20 protein-coding genes and 5 tRNA genes are annotated in these 20,266 nt (G+C 45.0%); 15 read left to right on the top strand and 10 right to left on the bottom strand.

What is annotated here, in order from left to right; all coding sequences use genetic code 11:
• Positions 1-29: 29 nt before the first annotated feature.
• Positions 30-935: a hypothetical protein gene (locus tag DFP81_RS11960; RefSeq protein ID WP_115898016.1), complete on the bottom strand. Its 906-nt coding sequence runs from the start codon at positions 933-935 to the stop codon at positions 30-32.
• A gap of 48 nt (positions 936-983) precedes the next feature.
• Positions 984-1,169 carry a hypothetical protein gene (locus tag DFP81_RS11955; RefSeq protein ID WP_115898015.1) on the bottom strand — a complete coding sequence of 62 codons (186 nt, stop codon included), beginning with the start codon at positions 1,167-1,169 and terminating at the stop codon, positions 984-986.
• A gap of 91 nt (positions 1,170-1,260) precedes the next feature.
• Here DFP81_RS11955 and yaaA point away from each other — a divergent pair, with 91 nt between their 5' ends.
• On the top strand, positions 1,261-2,043 hold the full coding sequence (gene yaaA, locus DFP81_RS11950; protein WP_115898014.1) for a peroxide stress protein YaaA: 783 nt from the start codon (positions 1,261-1,263) through the stop codon (positions 2,041-2,043).
• 45 nt (positions 2,044-2,088) lie between these two features.
• Here yaaA and prmC read toward each other — a convergent pair whose 3' ends face one another.
• From prmC to hemA, 3 genes are read right to left on the bottom strand one after another with little or no spacing between them, the layout of a single operon-like run.
• The gene (prmC, locus tag DFP81_RS11945) at positions 2,089-2,931 is read right to left on the bottom strand and encodes a peptide chain release factor N(5)-glutamine methyltransferase (RefSeq protein ID WP_115898013.1); all 843 of its coding nucleotides are present in this window, start codon (positions 2,929-2,931) and stop codon (positions 2,089-2,091) included.
• A gap of 41 nt (positions 2,932-2,972) precedes the next feature.
• A complete protein-coding gene (gene prfA / locus DFP81_RS11940) occupies positions 2,973-4,061 on the bottom strand; it encodes a peptide chain release factor 1 (protein ID WP_115898012.1) in 1,089 nt (362 codons plus the stop codon).
• Between the two features lie 2 nt (positions 4,062-4,063).
• Positions 4,064-5,332 (bottom strand): glutamyl-tRNA reductase, encoded by a 1,269-nt coding sequence (gene hemA / locus DFP81_RS11935; RefSeq protein ID WP_115898011.1) that lies wholly within the window; start codon positions 5,330-5,332, stop codon positions 4,064-4,066.
• Positions 5,333-5,532: 200 nt separating this feature from the next.
• Between hemA and DFP81_RS11930 the strand changes: the two genes are divergently transcribed.
• The 13 genes from DFP81_RS11930 (at position 5,533) to DFP81_RS11870 (ending at position 13,540) form a co-directional block, all read left to right on the top strand.
• Positions 5,533-7,344: a tetratricopeptide repeat protein gene (locus DFP81_RS11930; protein WP_147299449.1), complete on the top strand. Its 1,812-nt coding sequence runs from the start codon at positions 5,533-5,535 to the stop codon at positions 7,342-7,344.
• 9 nt (positions 7,345-7,353) lie between these two features.
• Positions 7,354-7,932, top strand: coding sequence for a lipoprotein insertase outer membrane protein LolB (gene lolB, locus DFP81_RS11925; protein WP_245959150.1), 579 nt, complete (start codon positions 7,354-7,356; stop codon positions 7,930-7,932).
• Positions 7,933-7,937: 5 nt separating this feature from the next.
• On the top strand, positions 7,938-8,804 hold the full coding sequence (ispE, locus tag DFP81_RS11920; protein ID WP_245959149.1) for a 4-(cytidine 5'-diphospho)-2-C-methyl-D-erythritol kinase: 867 nt from the start codon (positions 7,938-7,940) through the stop codon (positions 8,802-8,804).
• 58 nt (positions 8,805-8,862) lie between these two features.
• Positions 8,863-9,810: a ribose-phosphate diphosphokinase gene (locus tag DFP81_RS11915; RefSeq protein ID WP_115898008.1), complete on the top strand. Its 948-nt coding sequence runs from the start codon at positions 8,863-8,865 to the stop codon at positions 9,808-9,810.
• Between the two features lie 67 nt (positions 9,811-9,877).
• Positions 9,878-10,456, top strand: coding sequence for a 50S ribosomal protein L25/general stress protein Ctc (locus DFP81_RS11910; RefSeq protein WP_115898007.1), 579 nt, complete (start codon positions 9,878-9,880; stop codon positions 10,454-10,456).
• 19 nt (positions 10,457-10,475) lie between these two features.
• Positions 10,476-11,060: an aminoacyl-tRNA hydrolase gene (gene pth / locus DFP81_RS11905; protein WP_115898006.1), complete on the top strand. Its 585-nt coding sequence runs from the start codon at positions 10,476-10,478 to the stop codon at positions 11,058-11,060.
• Between the two features lie 26 nt (positions 11,061-11,086).
• Positions 11,087-12,178: a redox-regulated ATPase YchF gene (gene ychF, locus DFP81_RS11900; protein WP_115898005.1), complete on the top strand. Its 1,092-nt coding sequence runs from the start codon at positions 11,087-11,089 to the stop codon at positions 12,176-12,178.
• A 112-nt stretch (positions 12,179-12,290) separates the two neighbouring features.
• Positions 12,291-12,365 (top strand) — tRNA-Gln (locus DFP81_RS11895).
• A gap of 8 nt (positions 12,366-12,373) precedes the next feature.
• Positions 12,374-12,450: transfer RNA gene (locus tag DFP81_RS11890), tRNA-Met, on the top strand.
• A 12-nt stretch (positions 12,451-12,462) separates the two neighbouring features.
• Positions 12,463-12,537: transfer RNA gene (locus DFP81_RS11885), tRNA-Gln, on the top strand.
• A gap of 33 nt (positions 12,538-12,570) precedes the next feature.
• Positions 12,571-12,647: transfer RNA gene (locus DFP81_RS11880), tRNA-Met, on the top strand.
• Positions 12,648-12,665: 18 nt separating this feature from the next.
• Positions 12,666-12,740: transfer RNA gene (locus tag DFP81_RS11875), tRNA-Gln, on the top strand.
• 122 nt (positions 12,741-12,862) lie between these two features.
• Positions 12,863-13,540 (top strand): TIGR04219 family outer membrane beta-barrel protein, encoded by a 678-nt coding sequence (locus DFP81_RS11870; protein ID WP_245959148.1) that lies wholly within the window; start codon positions 12,863-12,865, stop codon positions 13,538-13,540.
• A 146-nt stretch (positions 13,541-13,686) separates the two neighbouring features.
• On the opposite strand, the gene clpB is transcribed toward DFP81_RS11870, so the two are convergent.
• The 3 genes from clpB to rluD form a co-directional block, all read right to left on the bottom strand.
• Positions 13,687-16,266 (bottom strand): ATP-dependent chaperone ClpB, encoded by a 2,580-nt coding sequence (clpB, locus tag DFP81_RS11865; RefSeq protein WP_115898004.1) that lies wholly within the window; start codon positions 16,264-16,266, stop codon positions 13,687-13,689.
• Between the two features lie 113 nt (positions 16,267-16,379).
• Positions 16,380-17,135: a peptidoglycan editing factor PgeF gene (pgeF, locus tag DFP81_RS11860; RefSeq protein ID WP_245959147.1), complete on the bottom strand. Its 756-nt coding sequence runs from the start codon at positions 17,133-17,135 to the stop codon at positions 16,380-16,382.
• A 53-nt stretch (positions 17,136-17,188) separates the two neighbouring features.
• On the bottom strand, positions 17,189-18,172 hold the full coding sequence (gene rluD, locus DFP81_RS11855) for a 23S rRNA pseudouridine(1911/1915/1917) synthase RluD (RefSeq protein ID WP_115898003.1): 984 nt from the start codon (positions 18,170-18,172) through the stop codon (positions 17,189-17,191).
• A gap of 158 nt (positions 18,173-18,330) precedes the next feature.
• Between rluD and DFP81_RS11850 the strand changes: the two genes are divergently transcribed.
• The gene (locus DFP81_RS11850) at positions 18,331-19,173 is read left to right on the top strand and encodes an outer membrane protein assembly factor BamD (protein WP_115898002.1); all 843 of its coding nucleotides are present in this window, start codon (positions 18,331-18,333) and stop codon (positions 19,171-19,173) included.
• 55 nt (positions 19,174-19,228) lie between these two features.
• Here the strand turns inward: DFP81_RS11850 and DFP81_RS11845 are convergent, their stop codons facing one another.
• Positions 19,229-19,891 (bottom strand): glutathione S-transferase, encoded by a 663-nt coding sequence (locus DFP81_RS11845; RefSeq protein ID WP_115898001.1) that lies wholly within the window; start codon positions 19,889-19,891, stop codon positions 19,229-19,231.
• A gap of 128 nt (positions 19,892-20,019) precedes the next feature.
• Complete coding sequence (locus DFP81_RS11840) at positions 20,020-20,232, bottom strand: cold-shock protein (RefSeq protein ID WP_115898000.1); 213 nt, start codon at positions 20,230-20,232, stop codon at positions 20,020-20,022.
• Positions 20,233-20,266 lie beyond the last annotated feature (34 nt).

Here is a 20,266-nt window from a genome sequence, read left to right as displayed (position 1 = left end):
AGCGAAACATATAGAGACAGAATAAAGGGTTACAATTTCTTATTTAGCCAGCGAGTAATCACCGGTAGAAGCGAAGTGGGTAGCTGTAAGGCGCCAGCGAGAGGTAGAAAGGCGGGACCTAATAATGCACCGGCGATACTGTAGGTCAATAATACATTTCTATTACCAGATGTAATCGCAGCGGTTAATGCGATTTCTTTACCGAAACGCCAATAAGCGAACAATGAAACAACAAAGAAGAACGCGCACAATCCAGAAGCAACCAACAAATAATTCAATGCCGCTAACGGGTCATGGTCAAACAAAACACGAAAACTACCAATAAGTCCGAAAGGAAAAGCAAACACTAATAAAATGGTGTAAGGAGAAATTTTCACCAAGAGTCGATCAAGCGCTTCCCGAGGTGCGAACCAGTGTACAAAAAATGAAAATGCCATCGGGCCAAAGACAAAAATAACCAGGCGCAGAAAATACGCCACAAGGTCAAGATGAACACTGTCCCCTTGATAAATGAGCAAGGTAACAAAGATAACCAGCGGCAGTAATAATGTTGTCGCTATGGTCATCGCCATCGCCTCTACACTATCAAATCCTAGCGCTCTCACAATCGCAGGGGTCGCAAATAATGAGCCAGTTGCCGCCACCGCAACCATCGCCAACTGCAATGCGCTATTCGCTGCAAAAAGCCACCCAATAAGACCAATAAGCAACATATAAAACACGGCATGCAAACCTGCATAGAGCCATACTTTTATATTTTTCAGCCTGCTAATTAATTCAGCTTGTTTTATACCAAGCAAGGTCAGCGCCATCAGGAAGAACAACACAAAAGGTAAGAAAGGAAATATTTTCAATGACAGCGAGGGGAACACAAAGCCTAAAACGGCCGCCAAAAACATACACAACAACGAATGGCGAATTAGAAAAGCAAACATGCAAAAGGCATCCTTGGCAAACACACTCAACAGCTGTGTGTTACATGATTATTTTTTATTATGGGAATATATTTTATTTTCTTCTGGCAGCTCGGCTATTTCAATTGGCCACTCAGCTCGGGCGCGATCAAAGGCCGCCCGTAATTCGATCAGCTCACTATTGGAGGTCGCCCTCTCTGAAGGCGCACTTGATACACGTTTAATGTTCGGAAAAGGTATCAGATTATCATTCATAACCTATCTCTATTGCAGCATCCTCTAGATATCTATCGACACTCTATGGATAATCTTTAACAAACGCAACAATTGAGCCGATGGAATCCCTATGAAATTCTTAATATCACCAGCAAAAACACTGGACACAACCTCTACACCAAGCGTCAGTGGGTATAGCCAGCCACGCTTTTTAACACAATCACAGCAGCTGATCGACACCATAAAGCCTTATACACCCGCACAGATCGCGTCCTTAATGAAGCTCAGCGACAAATTAGCCACGCTTAATGTGGAACGCTACCATGCCTGGGAAAAGTCACATTCGGTAGACAATAGCCGCCCAGCAGTTTTTACCTTTATGGGCGATGTTTATACCGGCTTGGATGCGTACTCCCTAAGCCAACAAGATATTGACTACGCACAAGACCACCTCAGAATACTAAGTGGATTATATGGTCTACTAAAACCGCTGGATTTAATGCAAGCCTACCGCTTAGAAATGGGCACAAGACTGGAAAACCCAAACGGCACAAACCTTTACCAATTTTGGGGAGATACCATTGTTGACTCACTCAACAACGAGTTAAATGAAGATGAGTTATTGGTTAATCTAGCCTCTAATGAGTACTTTAAAGCGGTCAACACTAAACGCCTGAAAAGCACTTTAATTAGCCCTAATTTTTTGGATGAGAAAAACGGTCAATTTAAAGTCATTAGCTTTTACGCAAAGAAAGCCCGCGGTTTGATGTCACGCTACTTGATTGAAAACCGCTGTGAATCTTTAGCAGACCTAAAACGCTTTGACATTGCAGGCTACCGCTACGACGCAGAACGTTCAACTAAAAACGAGCCTATTTTTATCCGCCCAGAAAGCGCTCAACCGCAAAAATAACCAATATTCCCCCATGCCACTTTTTGCCATGGGGGAATCGTATAGCTAATTACCTGCCTTTCTGCCTTGGGTTACACGGTCATTGCCAGCTAAATCTTGATAGGTTTTTACGTCGCTATACCCTTTGTCTAAAAAGGCAGCACGCACGGCTTCAGCCTGGTCGTAACCGTGCTCAAAAACCAAATACCCTGATTCAGCCAAATAATTTGGCGCCGCCGCGATAATATGCAAAATATCTGCTAACCCTTGCTCTGCTGATACCAACGCACTTTTAGGTTCAAAGCGCACATCACCTTGCGCTAGATGCTCATCGTTAGGGTCTATATAAGGAGGATTAGAAACGATGAGATTAAACTCATGACAAGGCGCCAATTGTTCAAACCAACTGCTTTGCAAAAACTCAACATCCAACCGATTACGCAAAGCATTACGCTTTGCCAAAGCAACAGCGTCTTGATTAAAATCGATACCTGTAACGCTCGATTTAGGGCTTTCAGAGGCCAGCGCTAACGCGATAGCACCTGTTCCCGTTCCCAAATCTAGGATTCGATAGGCCTTTTCTGGAAGCATTAAAGCTAATGCTACTTCCACTAAACGCTCGGTATCTGCACGGGGTATCAGGGTACACTGAGCCACCTCAAGGTCTAATGTCCAGAAGGCTTGCTGTTGAAGAATATAGGCAATAGGTTCGCCTTGTTCGCGGCGTATTAGTAAACGCTCGAACGCGTCGATCTGCTCACTCGTTAACACTTTATCTGGCCAAGTATAAAAATACGCTGAGGTCACGCCTAATACGTGAGCAAGCAACAGCTGAGCGTCTAATTTCGCCGTGTCAGAGACAAAAGTAAGGCGCTCGTAAGCGCCTTTGAGTTGTTCATCAATTCGCATATGCGATCGTAACCCTATGATTTAAGTCACCCATTGCAGGGTTAATTATCGGAGCTTAATGCGGCAAGTTGTTCCGCTTGGAACTCATTGACCAGCGGATTAATGAGCACATCTAAATCGCCGGTAACAATCTCGTCTAGTTTGTACAAGGTTAGATTAATACGGTGATCCGTCACTCGACCTTGTGGGTAATTATAAGTACGAATTCGTTCCGAACGGTCGCCACTACCCACCAATGATTTGCGCGCTTCAGACTGCTCGCTTGCCGCTTTTTCTTGCTCTGCCGCTAACAATCGAGAGGCCAATAAAGACATTGCCTTGGCACGATTCTTATGCTGTGAACGCTCTTCCTGACACTCAACCACCACACCGGTAGGTATGTGTGTCAGACGAATCGCTGAATCCGTTTTGTTAACGTGTTGTCCACCTGCACCAGAAGCGCGGAAAGTATCAATACGTAGATCACTTTTATTAATCGCAATGTCCGCAACTTCATCCATTTCTGGCATCACGGCCACCGTACAAGCTGAGGTATGAATACGGCCTTGGGACTCTGTAGCTGGTACACGTTGTACACGATGCGCTCCTGATTCAAATTTTAGCTTTGAATAGGCGCCATCACCAACAATACGAGCAATGACTTCTTTATAACCGCCATGCTCACCCTCACTCGCACTGACGATTTCCACTTTCCAGCGCTGAGTTTCTGCATAACGCGAATACATGCGAAACAAATCACCAGAGAAAATGGATGCTTCATCGCCGCCTGTTCCCGCGCGCACTTCTAAGAAGACGTTGCGTGAATCATTAGGGTCTTTTGGCAACAGCAGCTTTTGCAATACTAGTTGCAATTCTTCTTGTTGCTGCTGACCCGACTTCATTTCCTCTATACCCATCTCTTTAATTTCAGGGTCAGGGTCCGTCATCATCAACTCAGCTTCTTCAATATTCTCAACAACTTGCTGATATTCACTGAAGCATTTAACAACCGGCTCTAATTCAGCATACTCTTTCGAGTAAGCGCGAAATAGATCTTGATCCATGATAACTTCGGCTTCGCTTAGCAAGGCTGCCAGTTCATCATAACGATCAGACAAACTCTCTAATTTAAACTTTATCGAATCTTTCATTATTAATTATCTTTGTCTTCATTAATGCCCAATACAGTTGCGGCAATGGTTAATCCATCTTGATCTGCTTCCGCACCCGCTTCTCTAAGATATCGAGTGGGTGCGTGGATCAATTTATTCATTAGCCCATGAGCAAGTTTATTTAATACTTGTTCAGGAGATTGGCCTGACTCGAGACCTTTCATAGCTTTCGCCAGCTCAATATCTTTTAGCTCTTCTGCCGCATGTCGATAAGTGACAATCAAGTCAGACATCTTACGGGATTCTAATGTACGCCGATAAGAATCGACGCCTTCTTCAATGATTAACTCCGCCGCTTTAGCGGCATCTTGCCTTGCCCGGACGTTTTCTTCAATCACCGAATGCAAATCATCTACCGTATAAAGATAGGCATCTTTTACCTCTTCCACCTCGGGTTCAATATCCCGCGGTACGGCAATATCTATCAGCAGCATTGGATTATGACGGCGCTTAGCCGTAGCTCGCTCTACCATTCCCTTACCAATAATGGGTAATTGACTGGCAGTAGAAGAAATAACAATATCCGCCTGTGCTAGATAGTCGCCAATATCCCCTAACATAATGGCTTCCGCCGCTAAGTCATTGGCGAGCGTTTCCGCTCGAGCCAAGGTTCTATTCGCCACAATAATTCGCTTCACCCCCTGTTCTTTCAAATGGCGGGCTACTAATTCGATGGTTTGGCCTGCTCCTATTAGCAAAGCTGTATTTTGACGAATATCAGCAAAAATACGCTGGGCCAAGCTCACCGCAGCAAAGGCAATAGAAACTGGGTTTTCACCGATGGCGGTGTCCGTTCTTACTCGCTTTGCAATGGAGAATGTACGTTGAAACAGAGACTGAAGTTCAGGACCAATGCAGTCCCCCTCTTGCGATACTGCGTACGCTGATTTTACTTGCCCTAAAATTTGCGGCTCACCCAAAATAAGAGAATCTAACCCGGACGCTACTCGCATTATGTGCCGTACGCTGTCATCGTTTAAATGCGCGTAGCAATACTGCTTAAGATCAGCAAAGTCCAACTGATGGTAATGCCCTAACCAGCGAATAATCTCATCAATGTCACTACCTTCATCGATAGAGCAGTACAATTCAGTTCGATTGCAAGTAGAGACGATAACCGCTTCATTAGCCTTTTTAGCAGACACCAAAGAAGACAAAGCTTCTACCATTTTTTCAGGCGCAAAAGCGACCCGCTCACGAATCGCGACTGGAGCTGTTTTGTGGTTGACACCCACGGTAATTAGCGGCATTAAGAAACTCTTTTCAAGGATCGGTATCTCAAAACATGGGGAAGAGGAATAAGCATTCCAGTACAGCCCTTTACATAAAGAGGACACATTATACGAGGAATTAGCTTATTTTCGCACCCCATAGGATCAATAAAAGTAATAGGATTAGTTTATAGTTATGACTGACACAACCTATCGTCTAACGATAACATAAGGGATATATGAATTTAGCATCGAGAAAGCACATGCCACCTTATTTGCACACCTTAGCCCATGCAAAAGCAAAATTCTTTAGCATAAGGCCGGCTGCATCCCTGCTTCTTATCTTGAGCTCTGCCGTTTTGTTTGGCTGCAGCTCAACACCACAACAAAGCAACACAACCAAACTGCCATCAATTTCCAAGGCAGGTTCCGTGCTACCAGAGCGCTCTAACGATCAAATTGAAGCCTTACTTGAAGCCGAATTCACCTTACAACGAGAAGGCCCAAGTCAAGCATTTCCGTCCTTTTATAAATTAGTTGAGAAAACACAAGACAAACAACTCGCAGAACGGCTACTGCATATCGCAATGGCTAGCCACAACAATGCTAATATTGAAACAAGTACCGACTTACTGATCGCCATCGACCCCATAAGCGAACAAGCGTATTCTTTAAAATTACAAATGCTGCTGCAAGCAAACCGTACTGAAGACGCTTTGGCCCTGTTAACTAAAGCTCTGGACAACAAGGTCTCGATCCACTTTTTGCCACTTTACATTGATAAAAACATACGTAATTCGGACTTGCTCAACACAATAGCCAGCACGTTAAAAAAATTGCCTGACAATTACCATCAAAACCTTTTTATCAAAGCGAGCAATGCCCGCATCCAATTTAGCAATGGCAATTACCAAGCCAGCATCAATATCACAAAGCCTCTTTTGGCCAACAAAAACGTACCTGACAAAGAACCACTGTATTTATTACAAGCCTACAGCCAAGATCAATTAGGGAACCGAGAAAGCGCGATCTTAAGCTTAGAAACAGGGCTGAATCAGTTTCCCACAAGCACACGCCTACTCACTCCTTTACTGGAATTTTTGGTACAAGCTGGAGAGATAGAAAACGCTGCGAAAAAATACCAGACCTTACCACTGAAGCAATCAGACCATATACAAGCAGGCATTACCTTCAGTAATTTACTGATTTCTACAGGGCATCCTGAAAGCGCACTCTCTGTCCTTGAAAAATTGCCTAGCAATAAATATGGCCTTGATAACCAAGTCGCGTATTTAATGGCGACCGCCTTAGCGGATACCGGCAAAAAAGACCAAGCAATTCAAGAAATGCAAAACGTATCAGGGATACTTAACAGCCACGCTACGACCCAAGTTGCCCTTTGGCTCTACGACGAAGGTAAACAAGATCAGATCAACAAAATGGTTCTCAAGCGCACCCCTAGAGAACAGATACCAGAAGTCATCTCGGCCATTTGTCGGTTGCATGAAGAAAAACACCACAATGATTTATCCTTGGCCCTACTGACGGATGCATTAACGGCCTACCCTCACTCAGATGCATTACGCTATCGTAAAGCGCTGTTAGAGGACAGCATGGGAAACTGGCAAAACACCATTACAGAACTCAAACATTTATTAAGCAAAAAACCTCAAGACGCTCAATATCTCAATGCGTTAGGCTACACATTACTCACTCGCAGCAACAAAATTAATGAAGCCATGCACTATATTACCCAAGCTTACCACCAAGACCCTAAAGACCCTGCTATTATTGACAGCCTAGGCTGGGGGTTCTTTTTACAAGGCCAGTTAACAAACGCTTCTTTTTACTTAAAAAAAGCATGGGACACCTTGCAAGATGCTGAAATTGGCGCCCATTATGGGGAAGTATTATGGCAGCAGGAAAAGCACTCTCAGGCGGCTTTTATTTGGACAACAGCCCTTAGAGAAAACCCCAACAACACTTTATTATTAGAAACCGTTAAACGCTTGTCGCCTTCACTTTTAGACAAGACTCAAACACACCACTAAGGACAATTAATGATGCTTTTTCGTGTTACCTTACTAGCATTCCTCGCCACACTACTTGCGGCCTGTACCAGCCAACCACAAAAACTAACCCCTCCTCCTGCCAGCGTTAGTTTAATCAAACAATGGGAAGCGCAAGGCCGCGTCGGCATTAGAACAGAAAACGATGCTGTCTCTGGAAATTTCAATTGGCAACATTCTGCCAACACCTTCGATTTAAGAATTTATGGCCCGTTTGGCCAAGGCAGCACCGAATTAAGTAAAAACAAAGACGGCAAAGTCGTGCTGGCTTATGAGGACAAAACTGTCACAGGTTATGATGCAGAACAGATGCTTCAGCAGCGTCTAGGCTGGCAATTCCCAGTACGCCAAGTAAGCTATTGGATTCGTGGGTTACCTTACCCAAACACGCTTAGCAAGATCAGCTACCAGCAGAACAGCGACTTACCCAGTGAAATAATTCAAGATGGCTGGACGATTTCGTATCAGAAATTTGCCGATATTCGAGGCTTGTCTTTGCCGCAAAAAATGCAAGTATCACGTCCGCCATACCGCGTTAATTTAATTATCACCCAATGGACTATTCAGTAACCCCTATGAAACTTCCTTCTCCGGCGAAATTAAATCTTTTTTTACACATTACAGGCCAACGCAGTGATGGTTATCACGATTTGCAAACCTTGTTTCAATTGACGGACTTATGTGACACCTTATCCTTTAGCACAAACCAACAAAACCGCATTACCATTACGCCTGAAATAGCGTCTTTAGCCACCACCGACAATCTTATTTTTAAGGCGGCTAATTTACTCCTACCTTATCGCCAGAACGACTCTCATGGAGTCGATATTGTTTTAGAAAAACAATTACCTATGGGCGGAGGTATTGGTGGAGGAAGCTCTAACGCCGCCACCACTTTATTGGCCCTCAACACCCTTTGGCAGTGTGATTTACCCTTATCGAAGCTGGCTGAAATAGGACTCAACTTAGGCGCAGATGTGCCCGTTTTCGTGATGGGGAAATCAGCCTTTGCTGAAGGCGTTGGTGAGCAGCTGCAACCCGTCGAATTAGACACGCCCTATTTTTTAATCTTAAAACCCAATTGTCATGTCTCAACTGGTCAAATTTTTACCGATAAACATTTGACAAGAGACACCCCTCCCATCAAAATATCGCACGCCTTATCGCTGGGTGGGCGTAATGATTGCTTAGACGTGGTGCTAAAGCACAATCCTGACGTAAATGAAGCGTATTTGTGGCTTAAAAATCACGGGGACGCCAAACTGACCGGGACTGGAGCTTGCCTCTTTTTAACGTTTGACAATCAACAAGACGCTGAGCGGCTGAGAGCGTCTACACCCGACAAATGGCAAACTTGGGTTTGCCAAGGCTGTAACCTTTCCCCGACTCATATTGCATTAAACCAGTGGATCGAGAAAAACAAAGGTTTGCTTGCCCATTAGTTTGCAAGCAACACCAGCCACCTATGTTCATAGTTACACAATACAAAGGGTATACACAGTGTCCAAGTTGATGGTTTTTACCGGTAATGCAAACCCTGAACTCGCTCGCAGGGTAGTTCGTCGCTTAGGCTTGCCGATCGGCAATGCTACCGTAGGTAAATTTAGCGATGGTGAAATTACGGTTGAGATCAATGAAAACGTTCGCGGTAAAGACGTTTTTATTATCCAGTCTACATGTGCCCCGAGTAATGACAATTTAATGGAATTGATCGTAATGGCAGACGCTCTACGCCGCGCGTCAGCTGCACGAGTCACCGCGGTAATTCCTTATTTTGGTTACGCCCGACAAGATCGCCGAGTTCGTTCTGCGCGTGTACCAATTACCGCTAAAGTGGTTGCAGATATGATTTCTGCCGTCGGTATTAATCGAGTATTAACGGTCGACTTACATGCTGACCAAATACAGGGATTTTTTGATATTCCTGTTGATAACGTTTATGCCACACCATTATTACTTGATGACCTGCAACGTCAAGGTCATGAAAACATTGCCGTTGTTTCTCCGGATGTAGGCGGCGTTGTGCGCGCAAGGGCCTTCGCTAAACTGCTTGATGATGCGGATTTGGCCATCATAGATAAGCGACGCCCGCGTGCCAACGAAGCTCAAATTATGCATTTGATTGGTGATGTGTCCGGTAAAACTTGCGTGTTGATCGACGACATGTGTGACACTGGCGGTACATTATGTGCCGCAGCAAAAGCGCTAAAAGAACATGGCGCAGCAAAAGTATTGGCTTACTGCACTCACCCAGTTCTTTCTGGTAAAGCCATTGAAAACGTAAAAAATTCCGTGCTTGATGAGTTGGTCGTGACTGATACCATCCCATTAACACAAGAGGCGCAAAATTGCCCTCAAATACGCCAGTTGTCGATGTCTGACATTATGGCAGAGGCTGTTCGTCGCGTTTGCAACGAAGAGTCTATTAGTGCCATGTTTGGGGCCTAAGCCAAACACTTTCGCTCGGAACGGGTCGCAGTTCTGGGCACCACTTATTATTAATTAGGAAAATATCATGACATTATCTATTAATGCCGTTGCACGTACTGAAGAAGGTAAAGGTGCGAGCCGCCGCCTTCGTAAAGAAGGCCTAGTGCCTGCTGTTATCTACGGCGGCGATACAGAGCCAAAATCCGTTACTTTTAAAGATAACGAACTGCTTAAAGCAGTAACAACTCCTGGTTTCCTAACTAGCGTTGTTGAAGTATCTGTTGATGGTCAAGCGGAAAAAGTACTTGTTAAAGCACTTCAACGTCACCCAGCAACTGGCGCTGTAATGCACATCGACCTACTACGCATTGCTGAAAACACAGTGATCACAACTCGTGTACCACTAACTTTCATCAACGCTGCGAAAAGTGAAGGTGTTAAGAGCCAAGGCGGTCGTTTGACTGTTGAAGCTAAATTGGCTGAAGTTCGTTGCCTACCAGCAAATCTTCCTGCTGAATTGATTGTTGACGTTATCGACGGTCAGCTTGGTCAGATTTTCCACCTATCTGATGCAACACTACCAGAAGGCGTTGAGTTGATCGCTTTACTTAAAGGCGAAGATCACAACCAGCCAATCGGTCGTATCGACAAATCTAAACGTTAAGATCATTGAAGGTAGCATTGTGGCAGGTTTCAAATTATTAGTCGGTCTGGGTAATCCAGGTAACGAATACGAGAACACTCGTCACAATGCAGGCGCCCAATGGGTAGAGGCATTGGCTCGTCAGAGCCAATGCCTTTTGCGTTCTGATAAGAAGTTCTCAGGCCAATTTGGCAAAGTTTCTATAGCTGGTGAAGAATGCTACTTACTGATTCCCACCACCTATATGAATTTAAGTGGTAAAGCCGTACAAGCGGTTTGCCAGTTTTACAAAATCCCTCCAGAAGAAGTACTTGTCATTCATGACGAGTTAGACATCCCTCCCGGCACAGTCAAGCTGAAAAAGGGTGGCGGCCACGGCGGCCATAACGGCCTAAAAGACATCATAGCAAAGTTAGCAAACAACCGAGAGTTCGGTCGTTTACGTATTGGTATTGGACATCCAGGTCATGCCAGTCAAGTGGCTAACTATGTGCTAAAAAAAGCCTCGCCGGATGACTACAGTAAAATAGAGCAAACGATCGACGAATCGTTACGCTATGTTGATGATATCGTTCGCGGCAATCTTAACGCCGTGATGAATCAACTCCACAGTTTCAAAGCATAATCATTTAATTATTCAGGAATCTCACTATGGGTTTTAATTGCGGCATCGTAGGGCTACCTAACGTTGGTAAATCAACTCTTTTTAACGCCCTTACCAAAGCAGGTATTGGCGCTGAAAACTTCCCTTTTTGTACTATCGAACCAAATGCCGGTGTCGTTGCTATGCCAGACCCACGCTTAGATGCATTGGCTGAGATAGTGAAACCTGAGCGTGTATTAGCCACCACAATGGAATTTGTGGACATTGCAGGCTTAGTTGAAGGCGCCTCTAAAGGTGAAGGCCTGGGCAATAAATTCCTCGCCAACATTCGCGAAACTGACGCCATTGCCCACGTTGTACGTTGCTTTGAAGACGAAAATGTTATTCACGTTTCAAACCAAGTCAATCCAAAAGCAGACATTGAAGTCATCAACTTAGAGTTGATTTTTGCGGACCTAGAATCCATCGAAAAACAAATCTTCCGCACAGCTAAAAATGCCAAAAGTGGCAATAAAGACGCCATTGCTCATAAAGCATTTTTGGAAAGCATCAAAGCTCATTTGGAGAACGGTTTACCGGTTCGCTCTATGGAACTGTCTGATGATCAACAAAAGGAAGTGAAGTCTTTCCACCTGTTGACGACAAAACCAACCATGTACATTGCCAACGTTGCTGAAGACGGCTTTGAGAACAACCCACACCTAGACCAAGTTCGTGAAATTGCCGCGGCAGAAGGCGCCATGGTGGTTCCTATTTGTAACCAACTAGAAGCTGAGATTTCCGAACTTGATGCAGAAGAAATGCAAGAGTTCCTAGACGAAATGGGAATGACAGAACCTGGCCTAGATCGCGTTATTCGCGCTGGCTATGAGCTCCTAGGCCTTCAGACCTACTTCACAGCAGGCGTTAAAGAAGTTCGAGCCTGGACAGTAAAACAAGGGGCAACAGGCCCTCAAGCGGCTGGTGTGATCCACACAGACTTTGAAAAAGGCTTTATCCGTGCCGAAGTAGTTGGTTACGACGATTTCATCCAATACAAGGGTGAAAATGGCGCGAAAGAAGCCGGCAAATGGCGTCTAGAAGGAAAAGACTACATTGTAAAAGACGGTGATGTGATGCATTTCCGCTTCAATGTTTGATTTTTTATAAAACATTGAAGAAAACACTTGACCCGTTAACGGGTTATATGAATAATATCGCGCCACAGAGACAGCAGATCGTTCTACGACAACTGGCTCTGTGACAGTCTATTGGGGTATCGCCAAGCGGTAAGGCAACAGGTTTTGATCCTGTCATGCGTAGGTTCGAATCCTGCTACCCCAGCCAATAGACACGGCTATGTAGCTCAGTTGGTTAGAGCACATCACTCATAATGATGGGGTCACTAGTTCGAATCTAGTCATAGCCACCAACAATTCGATAATGGGGTATCGCCAAGCGGTAAGGCAACAGGTTTTGATCCTGTCATGCGTAGGTTCGAATCCTGCTACCCCAGCCATCGAAATTTGTTAATAAGCAAAGATATAATTTAGGCTATGTAGCTCAGTTGGTTAGAGCACATCACTCATAATGATGGGGTCACTAGTTCGAATCTAGTCATAGCCACCATATCAAAAAATGATTTTTTGGGGTATCGCCAAGCGGTAAGGCAACAGGTTTTGATCCTGTCATGCGTAGGTTCGAATCCTGCTACCCCAGCCATCATTCTCCGCTTTATCCTCCATACACATTAGATCTATTTTCCTCCTTATTTCTCTGGATTTTGTTACCCGAAGACATATAATGGAAGAAATTTGTCACTATTTGATTTATGGATGTACATTATGATGAAGCCAACCCTACTTCTAACCACCGCCCTATTAGCAGGCGCAGCACAAGCTGATATTATTGGCCTGACTGCCGAGGTTGGTTCTTACTCACCCAGCGCAGACGACAGCTACATTTCAGACAAAGACAGCAGCAAACAATCTGCCGATTTAGATGGAAAAAGCGGAACGTATTTTGGGATTGCTTTTGAACACCCTCTACCTCTGATTCCTAATGTCCGTTTTCAAAGCCTAGATTTAAAAGCCAATGGCAGCGTTGGTTCACAATCCGCTAAGCTTGATCTATCCCACCAAGATTACACGCTTTACTATGAATTTCTTGATGGCTTACTTTGGATCGACCTAGACGCTGGTCTAACTGTGCGTAAATTTGATGGCTCAGTAACCCTTGATGGCAACAAGACCAACCTATCTGACTACTACCCATTAGGTTATGTGGCAGGCTATGTAACCGTTCCAGGCACACGCCTTTCTTTTGGCGGTGAATTAAAAGCAGGCGGTTTCGACGGCTCTAGCATCACGGACACAACCCTAAAAGTAAAATACCAAAGCCCTTTCCTCGTAGGCCTTGAAGGCGGTTACCGTAAAATAGATCTAGACCTAGACGATATTGACGGGAAAGACATTAAGAGCGACTTCTCTGGTGTGTTTGTCGGCGCCTTTATCGACTTTTAAACAAACGCTTAAGCCACACAAAGCTCTTTAATAAAAAAACCAACCTAAGATTAGGTTGGTTTTTTTTGTGCTTAAACAATAAAGTGCTAGGCATAAAAAAACTCACCTAAGTGAGTTTTTGATAACCAAATAAAAGCGCGAATAGATCAGCCTTTGGTAAAAATGATCTGATCATTCTCCACATCCGCTAGAATGGTATCTCCCGATACAAAACCACCAGACAATAGTTCGTTTGCTAATGGGTTTTCTATCCATTGCTGGATAGCTCGTTTTAGTGGTCGAGCCCCATAGACAGGGTCATAACCCACCTCCGCCAATTGATCAGAGGCCGCCTCACTCAAATCCAACGCCATGCCCATTTCTGCCAGACGATGATTCAAATGTGCTAACTGGATCTTAGCAATACCTTTAATTTGCGCCTGCATCAATGGATGGAAGACCACGGTTTCGTCAATACGATTAATAAACTCAGGTCTGAAGTGCATTCCTACTACCTCCATTACCTTGGTCTTAATCTCTTCATATTGGTCGTTAGAACGAAATTCTTGTATAACATCAGAACCTAAGTTCGAGGTCATCACAATCACGGTATTTCGAAAGTCGACGGTTCTACCCTGACCATCGGTTAATCGACCATCATCCAACACTTGAAGCAAAATATTAAACACATCTGGGTGCGCTTTTTCTATCTCATCCAACAGCAGCACAGAATAAGGGCGACGTCTAACCGCTTCGGTCAAATAGCCACCCTCTTCATAACCAACATAACCTGGTGGCGCACCAATCAAACGCGCCACAGAATGCTTCTCCATAAACTCAGACATATCAATGCGCACCATGGCTTGATCAGTATCAAACAAAAATCTAGCCAATGACTTACACAACTCTGTTTTTCCCACCCCTGTGGGGCCTAAGAAAAGAAATGAGCCATTCGGGCGATTCGGATCCGCCAATCCAGAACGAGAGCGTCTTACCGCGTTAGAGACAGCCTGAACCGCCTCATCCTGGCCGATAACCGATTCGTGCAAGGCGTCTTCCATGCGCAACAGGCGATCGCGATCCCCCTCAAGCATTTTTTCCATTGGAATACCGGTCCAACGCGCCACTACCGTCGCTATTTCCTCTTCGGTCACACGGTTTTTCAGCAGCGTCATTTGCGCTTCTTCTTCCGCTTTACCGGCTTTTTCAATTTCCGCTTCCAACATAGGAATCACCCCATATTGCAGCTCTGACATCTTGGCCAGATTACCGCTGCGGCGCGCCTCTTCCATTTCATGCTTAACCGCTTCTAACTCTTCTTTTAGCTTCTGAGCACCTTGCAAAGCAGCCTTTTCGGCATTCCAAATTTCTTCAAAATCAGAATACTGCTTTTGCAAGTCGTCAATCTCATTCTCAAGCTCACCTAAGCGCACCTTCGATGCTCTGTCGGTTTCTTTTTTAAGCGCTTCTTTTTCTATCTTTAATTGAATCAAACGTCGCTCTAAACGGTCCATATTCTCAGGCTTGGAGTCCATCTCCATACGAATACGGCTGGCCGCCTCGTCAATCAAGTCAATCGCCTTGTCCGGTAATTGACGATCAGTAATATAACGTTGTGATAATTTGGCTGCAGCAATGATTGCCGAGTCGGTAATATCCACCCCATGATGGACCTCATAACGCTCTTTTAGGCCACGTAAAATAGCGATTGAATCCAACACACTAGGCTCTTCAACCAGAACCTTCTGGAAACGGCGCTCTAGTGCGGCGTCTTTTTCAATATACTGGCGATATTCATCCAGCGTCGTTGCCCCTACACAATGAAGCTCGCCACGCGCCAAAGCAGGCTTTAGCATATTCCCAGCATCCATTGAGCCTTCTGATTTGCCTGCGCCTACCATGGTGTGGATTTCATCAATAAACAGAATGATTTGCCCTTCTTGTTTGGACAATTCGTTCAATACAGCTTTTAATCGCTCTTCAAATTCACCACGGTATTTAGCTCCTGCTATCAAAGCCCCCATATCAAGAGCAAGCACGCGCTTACTCTTTAAGCCTTCTGGCACTTCACCATTAATAATACGCTGTGCCAAACCTTCAACAATGGCGGTTTTACCCACTCCTGGTTCGCCAATTAGCACCGGGTTATTTTTACGGCGGCGCTGTAACACTTGTATCGTACGACGTATCTCATCATCTCGACCAATCACAGGGTCAAGCTTGCCTTCTGCGGCTTTGGCTGTGAGGTCTACTGTGTACTTATCCAACGCTTGGCGGTTTTCTTCTGCATTCGGGTCATTGACAGACTCTCCACCTCGCACACTATCGATCACCGAGGCGATGTCCGCCTTGGTCACACCCGTTGCTTTTAATGCTTTGGCCAAGTCATCCTTGCCATCAAACATCGCCATTAACACCAACTCAGATGAGATGAATTGATCTTTTCGCTTTTGCGCTTCTTTATCTGCAAGGTTCATCAGACGCCCTAATTCAGGCGACATTTGGACATTGCCATCATGATTGTTAACCTTAGGCAAACGATCTAAAAGCACATCAAGACTGTCACGGAGCTTAGCAACCTGAACACCAGATTGCTGCAAAATTGGGCGTGTGCTGCCGCCTTGCTGATCCAGCAAAGCAATGAATAAATGAAGGGACTCAATGTATGAATGATCTTGTCCTAACGCGATGGATTGCGCATCAGACAGAGCCAACTGAAGTTTACTTGTTAAACGCTCGATTCGCATTTTGACCTCCTTGAAAAAGGGAATTATTTGTTATTACTAAATTAATATGTCCAGTTATTCCCTTTTCAACGGCCGGGTGTCATTTTATTGACACCCATCAATAAAATGCATTGTTACTTTGCAGAATCATCTTCAAACCAAATCACCGATGCCATTCGGCCTGTCTTCCCAGAACGGCGATAAGAAAAGAAGTCAGCTTCATTTTGATAAGTACAAAAATCACCACCATAGACCTCTGTGACGCCTTGAGCTGCCAACCTTTGCTTAGCAAGCAAATAAAGGTTTCCTAACCACTTACCGCTGCCTTTAGCGACAAAAGCCTCTGCCGCTTCCGCCTGCTGAGCCATAAATGCCTCCCGAACTTCTCCTCCCACCTCAAAGGCAGCGGGACCAATTGCGGGCCCCAACCAAACCAAAACATCGTCGGATGGATCAAAGTGCTTTAGAGTTTCTTCCAGCACGCCAAAGCATAAACTGCGCCAGCCTGCATGGGCCACTGCCACTTGAGTGCCTTGCTTGTTGCAAAAGAAAACCGGCAGGCAATCCGCAGTCAATACCGCACAGACCTGATTCTGCTGACGCGTCACTGCACTATCTGCTGCCGCAATCGTTTGAGAGCTAGGCAATACAGCAACATGAGTGCCATGCACTTGGTTCAACCAAACTAAACTCTCTGGCATCCCCACACTGGAAGAGAAGATCTGCCGATTGCGCTGCACAGCGGCATCACTATCACCAACATGGGCCCCCAAATTCAACGAACCATACTCACCTTGACTGACCCCCCCATGGCGCATTGAAGTAAAGGCTTTCACATTGTTTGGCGCCGGCCACGAAGCAGCCACATACGTTTGAGTTACTTTATCCACTGAACAAACTCCCAACAGCAGGCAATAAAAAAGCAGCTTACGCTGCTTTTTTATTAAAAATATTCTGAATCATCACTGCCTGACTCTACCATATCCTTTTTCAAGGCATCCAGTAGCAATTGCATGTCTTCGGGGAGGTCGATTTCCCACTCCATCCAATCCCCGGTAATCGGATGCGCCAGCTCGAGTCGTTTCGCATGGAGCGCTTGACGTCGAAAATGTCGCAACGAATCCTGCAACTCTGGTGAACACGCTTTTGGCATTTTAAGACGCCCACCGTACTGCGGGTCACCCACCAATGGATATTGAATAAATGCCATGTGCACACGAATTTGGTGCGTTCGTCCGGTCTCTAGCTTAAGACGAATGTGGGTATGATTTTTGTAGCGTTTAACCAAACGATAATGCGTAATCGCATCTTTACCGTTGACTGGCTCTACGGCCATTTTTTGACGGTTATGAGGATGTCGGCCAATTGGTTCATCAACAATCCCTCCTCCTGTCATTTCACCAATCGCAATGGCTTCATATTCGCGCCCCATACTGCGTTCTTGCAGCTGAGCCACTAAGTCCGTTTGCGCCGCCAAAGTTTTAGCCACCACCATCAGGCCGGTTGTCTCTTTGTCGAGACGATGCACAATACCAGCCCTAGGCACATGAGCGGTTTCTGGAGCATGGTGCAAAATGGCATTCATCAAGGTACCGTCACGGTTACCTACCGCTGGGTGAACCACCAGACCGGCTGGTTTATTGACAACGATAATATCGTCGTCTTCATAAATGATATCCAACGGCATTTCTTGCGCTTCGTGGTCTGCCTGATCTTCAAGCACCACATTCAGCGTCACCAGCTCGCCACCAAACAGTTTTTCTTTTGGCTTGGTAATTTTGCCATCAACGAGCAAGGTACCTTCTTTGATCCAAATTTTGATTCTGGAACGGGAATAATCACTAAATAGCTCAGTGGCCACTTGGTCAAATCGGTTACCGCCTAAATCAAAAGGGACCTGGGCTTCTTTTACTATGCGCTCTGCCATACAATGTACTTTAATCTGTTGTTTTCAGACCTGTGATTTTATCATAAGATCTGAATGTGAAAAAACGTGTAGCATCTTGCCTTTTACTTTGATTTCGCAATAGAACGCTACAAAATGCCAATAGAGGCTAATTTACCACTTCAAGGTTTCGATTATACATGGGATTTAATCACTCGCTGCTCCGATTCGCAGGAATCGCCAGTTTTTCTTTACTTCTCGCTGCATGTTCCAGCTCTCAGGTCCAAGAACCCGACCTTCCAGAGCATGCTTACTATGAAAAAGCACAACAAGCCTTTTCAGAAGGTCTGCCAGCCACCGCAGCTAAAAATTTACAAGAATTGGATTCTCGCTACCCATTTGGTGAATTTAGCACCCGCGCCGAGCTGGACTTAATCTACGCCCAGTACGAGTCAGGAGAATATCTCTCCGCCCATGCTAGCGCAGAACGCTTTATTAAAAACCACCCTGATCACGACGCCATCGATTATGCTTACTATATGCGAGCACTCTCTACTTATGTTGGCTCACAAAGTCTACTACAGCGCTATCTAGACACGGATCCGAGCAAAACAGACCCCAAAGAATTGCAAAAAGCCTTTCGTGAAATGAGCGATTTTTTGCAGCGTTACCCAAACAGCGACTATGCTCCGGATGGCAAAGCAAGAATGGTATTCTTGCGCAACACCATTGCACGCCATGAGCTGCAGGTTGCCAAATACTATTTGAAGCGCAAAGCCCCACTGTCTGCCTTAAAACGCAGCCAAGCCGTTATTGAGCATTACCCAAGCTCCACCTCTGTAGAAGAGGCGCTGGCCATCAGCATTCAATCTTATAATGATCTTAAGCTGGATAACCTGGCCCTGCTGAATCTATCTGTTTTACAAAAAACCTATCCAGATTCTTCCCATATCGACGAGCAAGGAAACTTTATTCCTTTACCTCTGCCCAGTGACGCCGATCCGAGTTTTTGGTATTGGGTTAGCTTTGGCTTAATTGGCTAGCACTGCTCATCAAACATTAGCACGCTCACAATCTCATCAACCCCCTGTTAGCGTGCTAATTTTCATTAGGAAAACACACCACCGCCTGCCCCTCTTGCCAAGCGGGGAATTTCTGCATCACGATAGAGAATGCATCGGACGCTAAAAAGCGCGCCAACCAAGCTTGCACGTTCTCATACTGACTTTCTGAAAACCAACGCGCATCCACAGCAGCAAACTGGCGGACAAAAGGAAACAAGCAAATATCAGCCAGGGTCATCGAGTCCCCCATTAGGTAAGCCTGCCTATTTAGACGCTGATCTAAACGCGCCAAAAACACCTCTCCCCGTAGTCGATAATATTGCTCAGAACGCTCAGGGTAGCGGTCGGCGTACTTATAACGGTCCAGCCAATGCTTAAAAATATGATCATTGTAATTTATCCAAGCAAGCAGCTTATTTTGACGCTTCTTGGAAACCGGCCACAATGAAGCCACAAGCGCCTGATTATGTGACTGAGCCAAAGCCCAAAAAACAATATCAAGGCTCTCTGGGTAACGCTCTCCCTTTTGTGTCACTAATTGCGGAACCGTAGAAGGACCTCCCAGGGCCAACAAAGCATTTGGTTTTGCTTTTAACACTACTTCTCGTAGCTGTGTTTTAACCTCTAGAATGGTCAGACAATATCTCGCTCTTATCGCGTAAGGACAGCGGCGAAAGGAATATAAAATAGGGTACAAAGTTCACTCACCATGAATCAGTCACATCAAAGTGCGAATATACAGTAAAATTCAGGCATAAAAAAACCATACATTTGTATGGCTTTTAGCAGGTCATAAAGACCCAGAGCACGGATCATTGCTCTTATTTAGATAACGGTAACGTTTTCAGCTTGCGGACCTTTTTGACCTTGAGTCACTTCAAAAGAGACTTTTTGACCTTCCGTTAGTGTTTTACGACCAGTACCGTTAATTGCACGAAAATGAACAAAAACATCTGGGCCACCTTCACGTTCGATGAAACCAAATCCTTTTTCATCATTAAACCATTTCACAATACCGGATACTAATTGACCTGACATACAAACCTCATTTCTTTTTATACTGCTCTTTAAT

It is taken from the genome of Marinomonas pollencensis, from assembly GCF_003387375.1.
Taxonomy (GTDB): Bacteria; Pseudomonadota; Gammaproteobacteria; order Pseudomonadales; family Marinomonadaceae; genus Marinomonas; species Marinomonas pollencensis.
The sequence above is the reverse complement of the archived record's forward strand: the minus strand, read 5'-3'. Positions and strand labels throughout refer to the sequence as shown.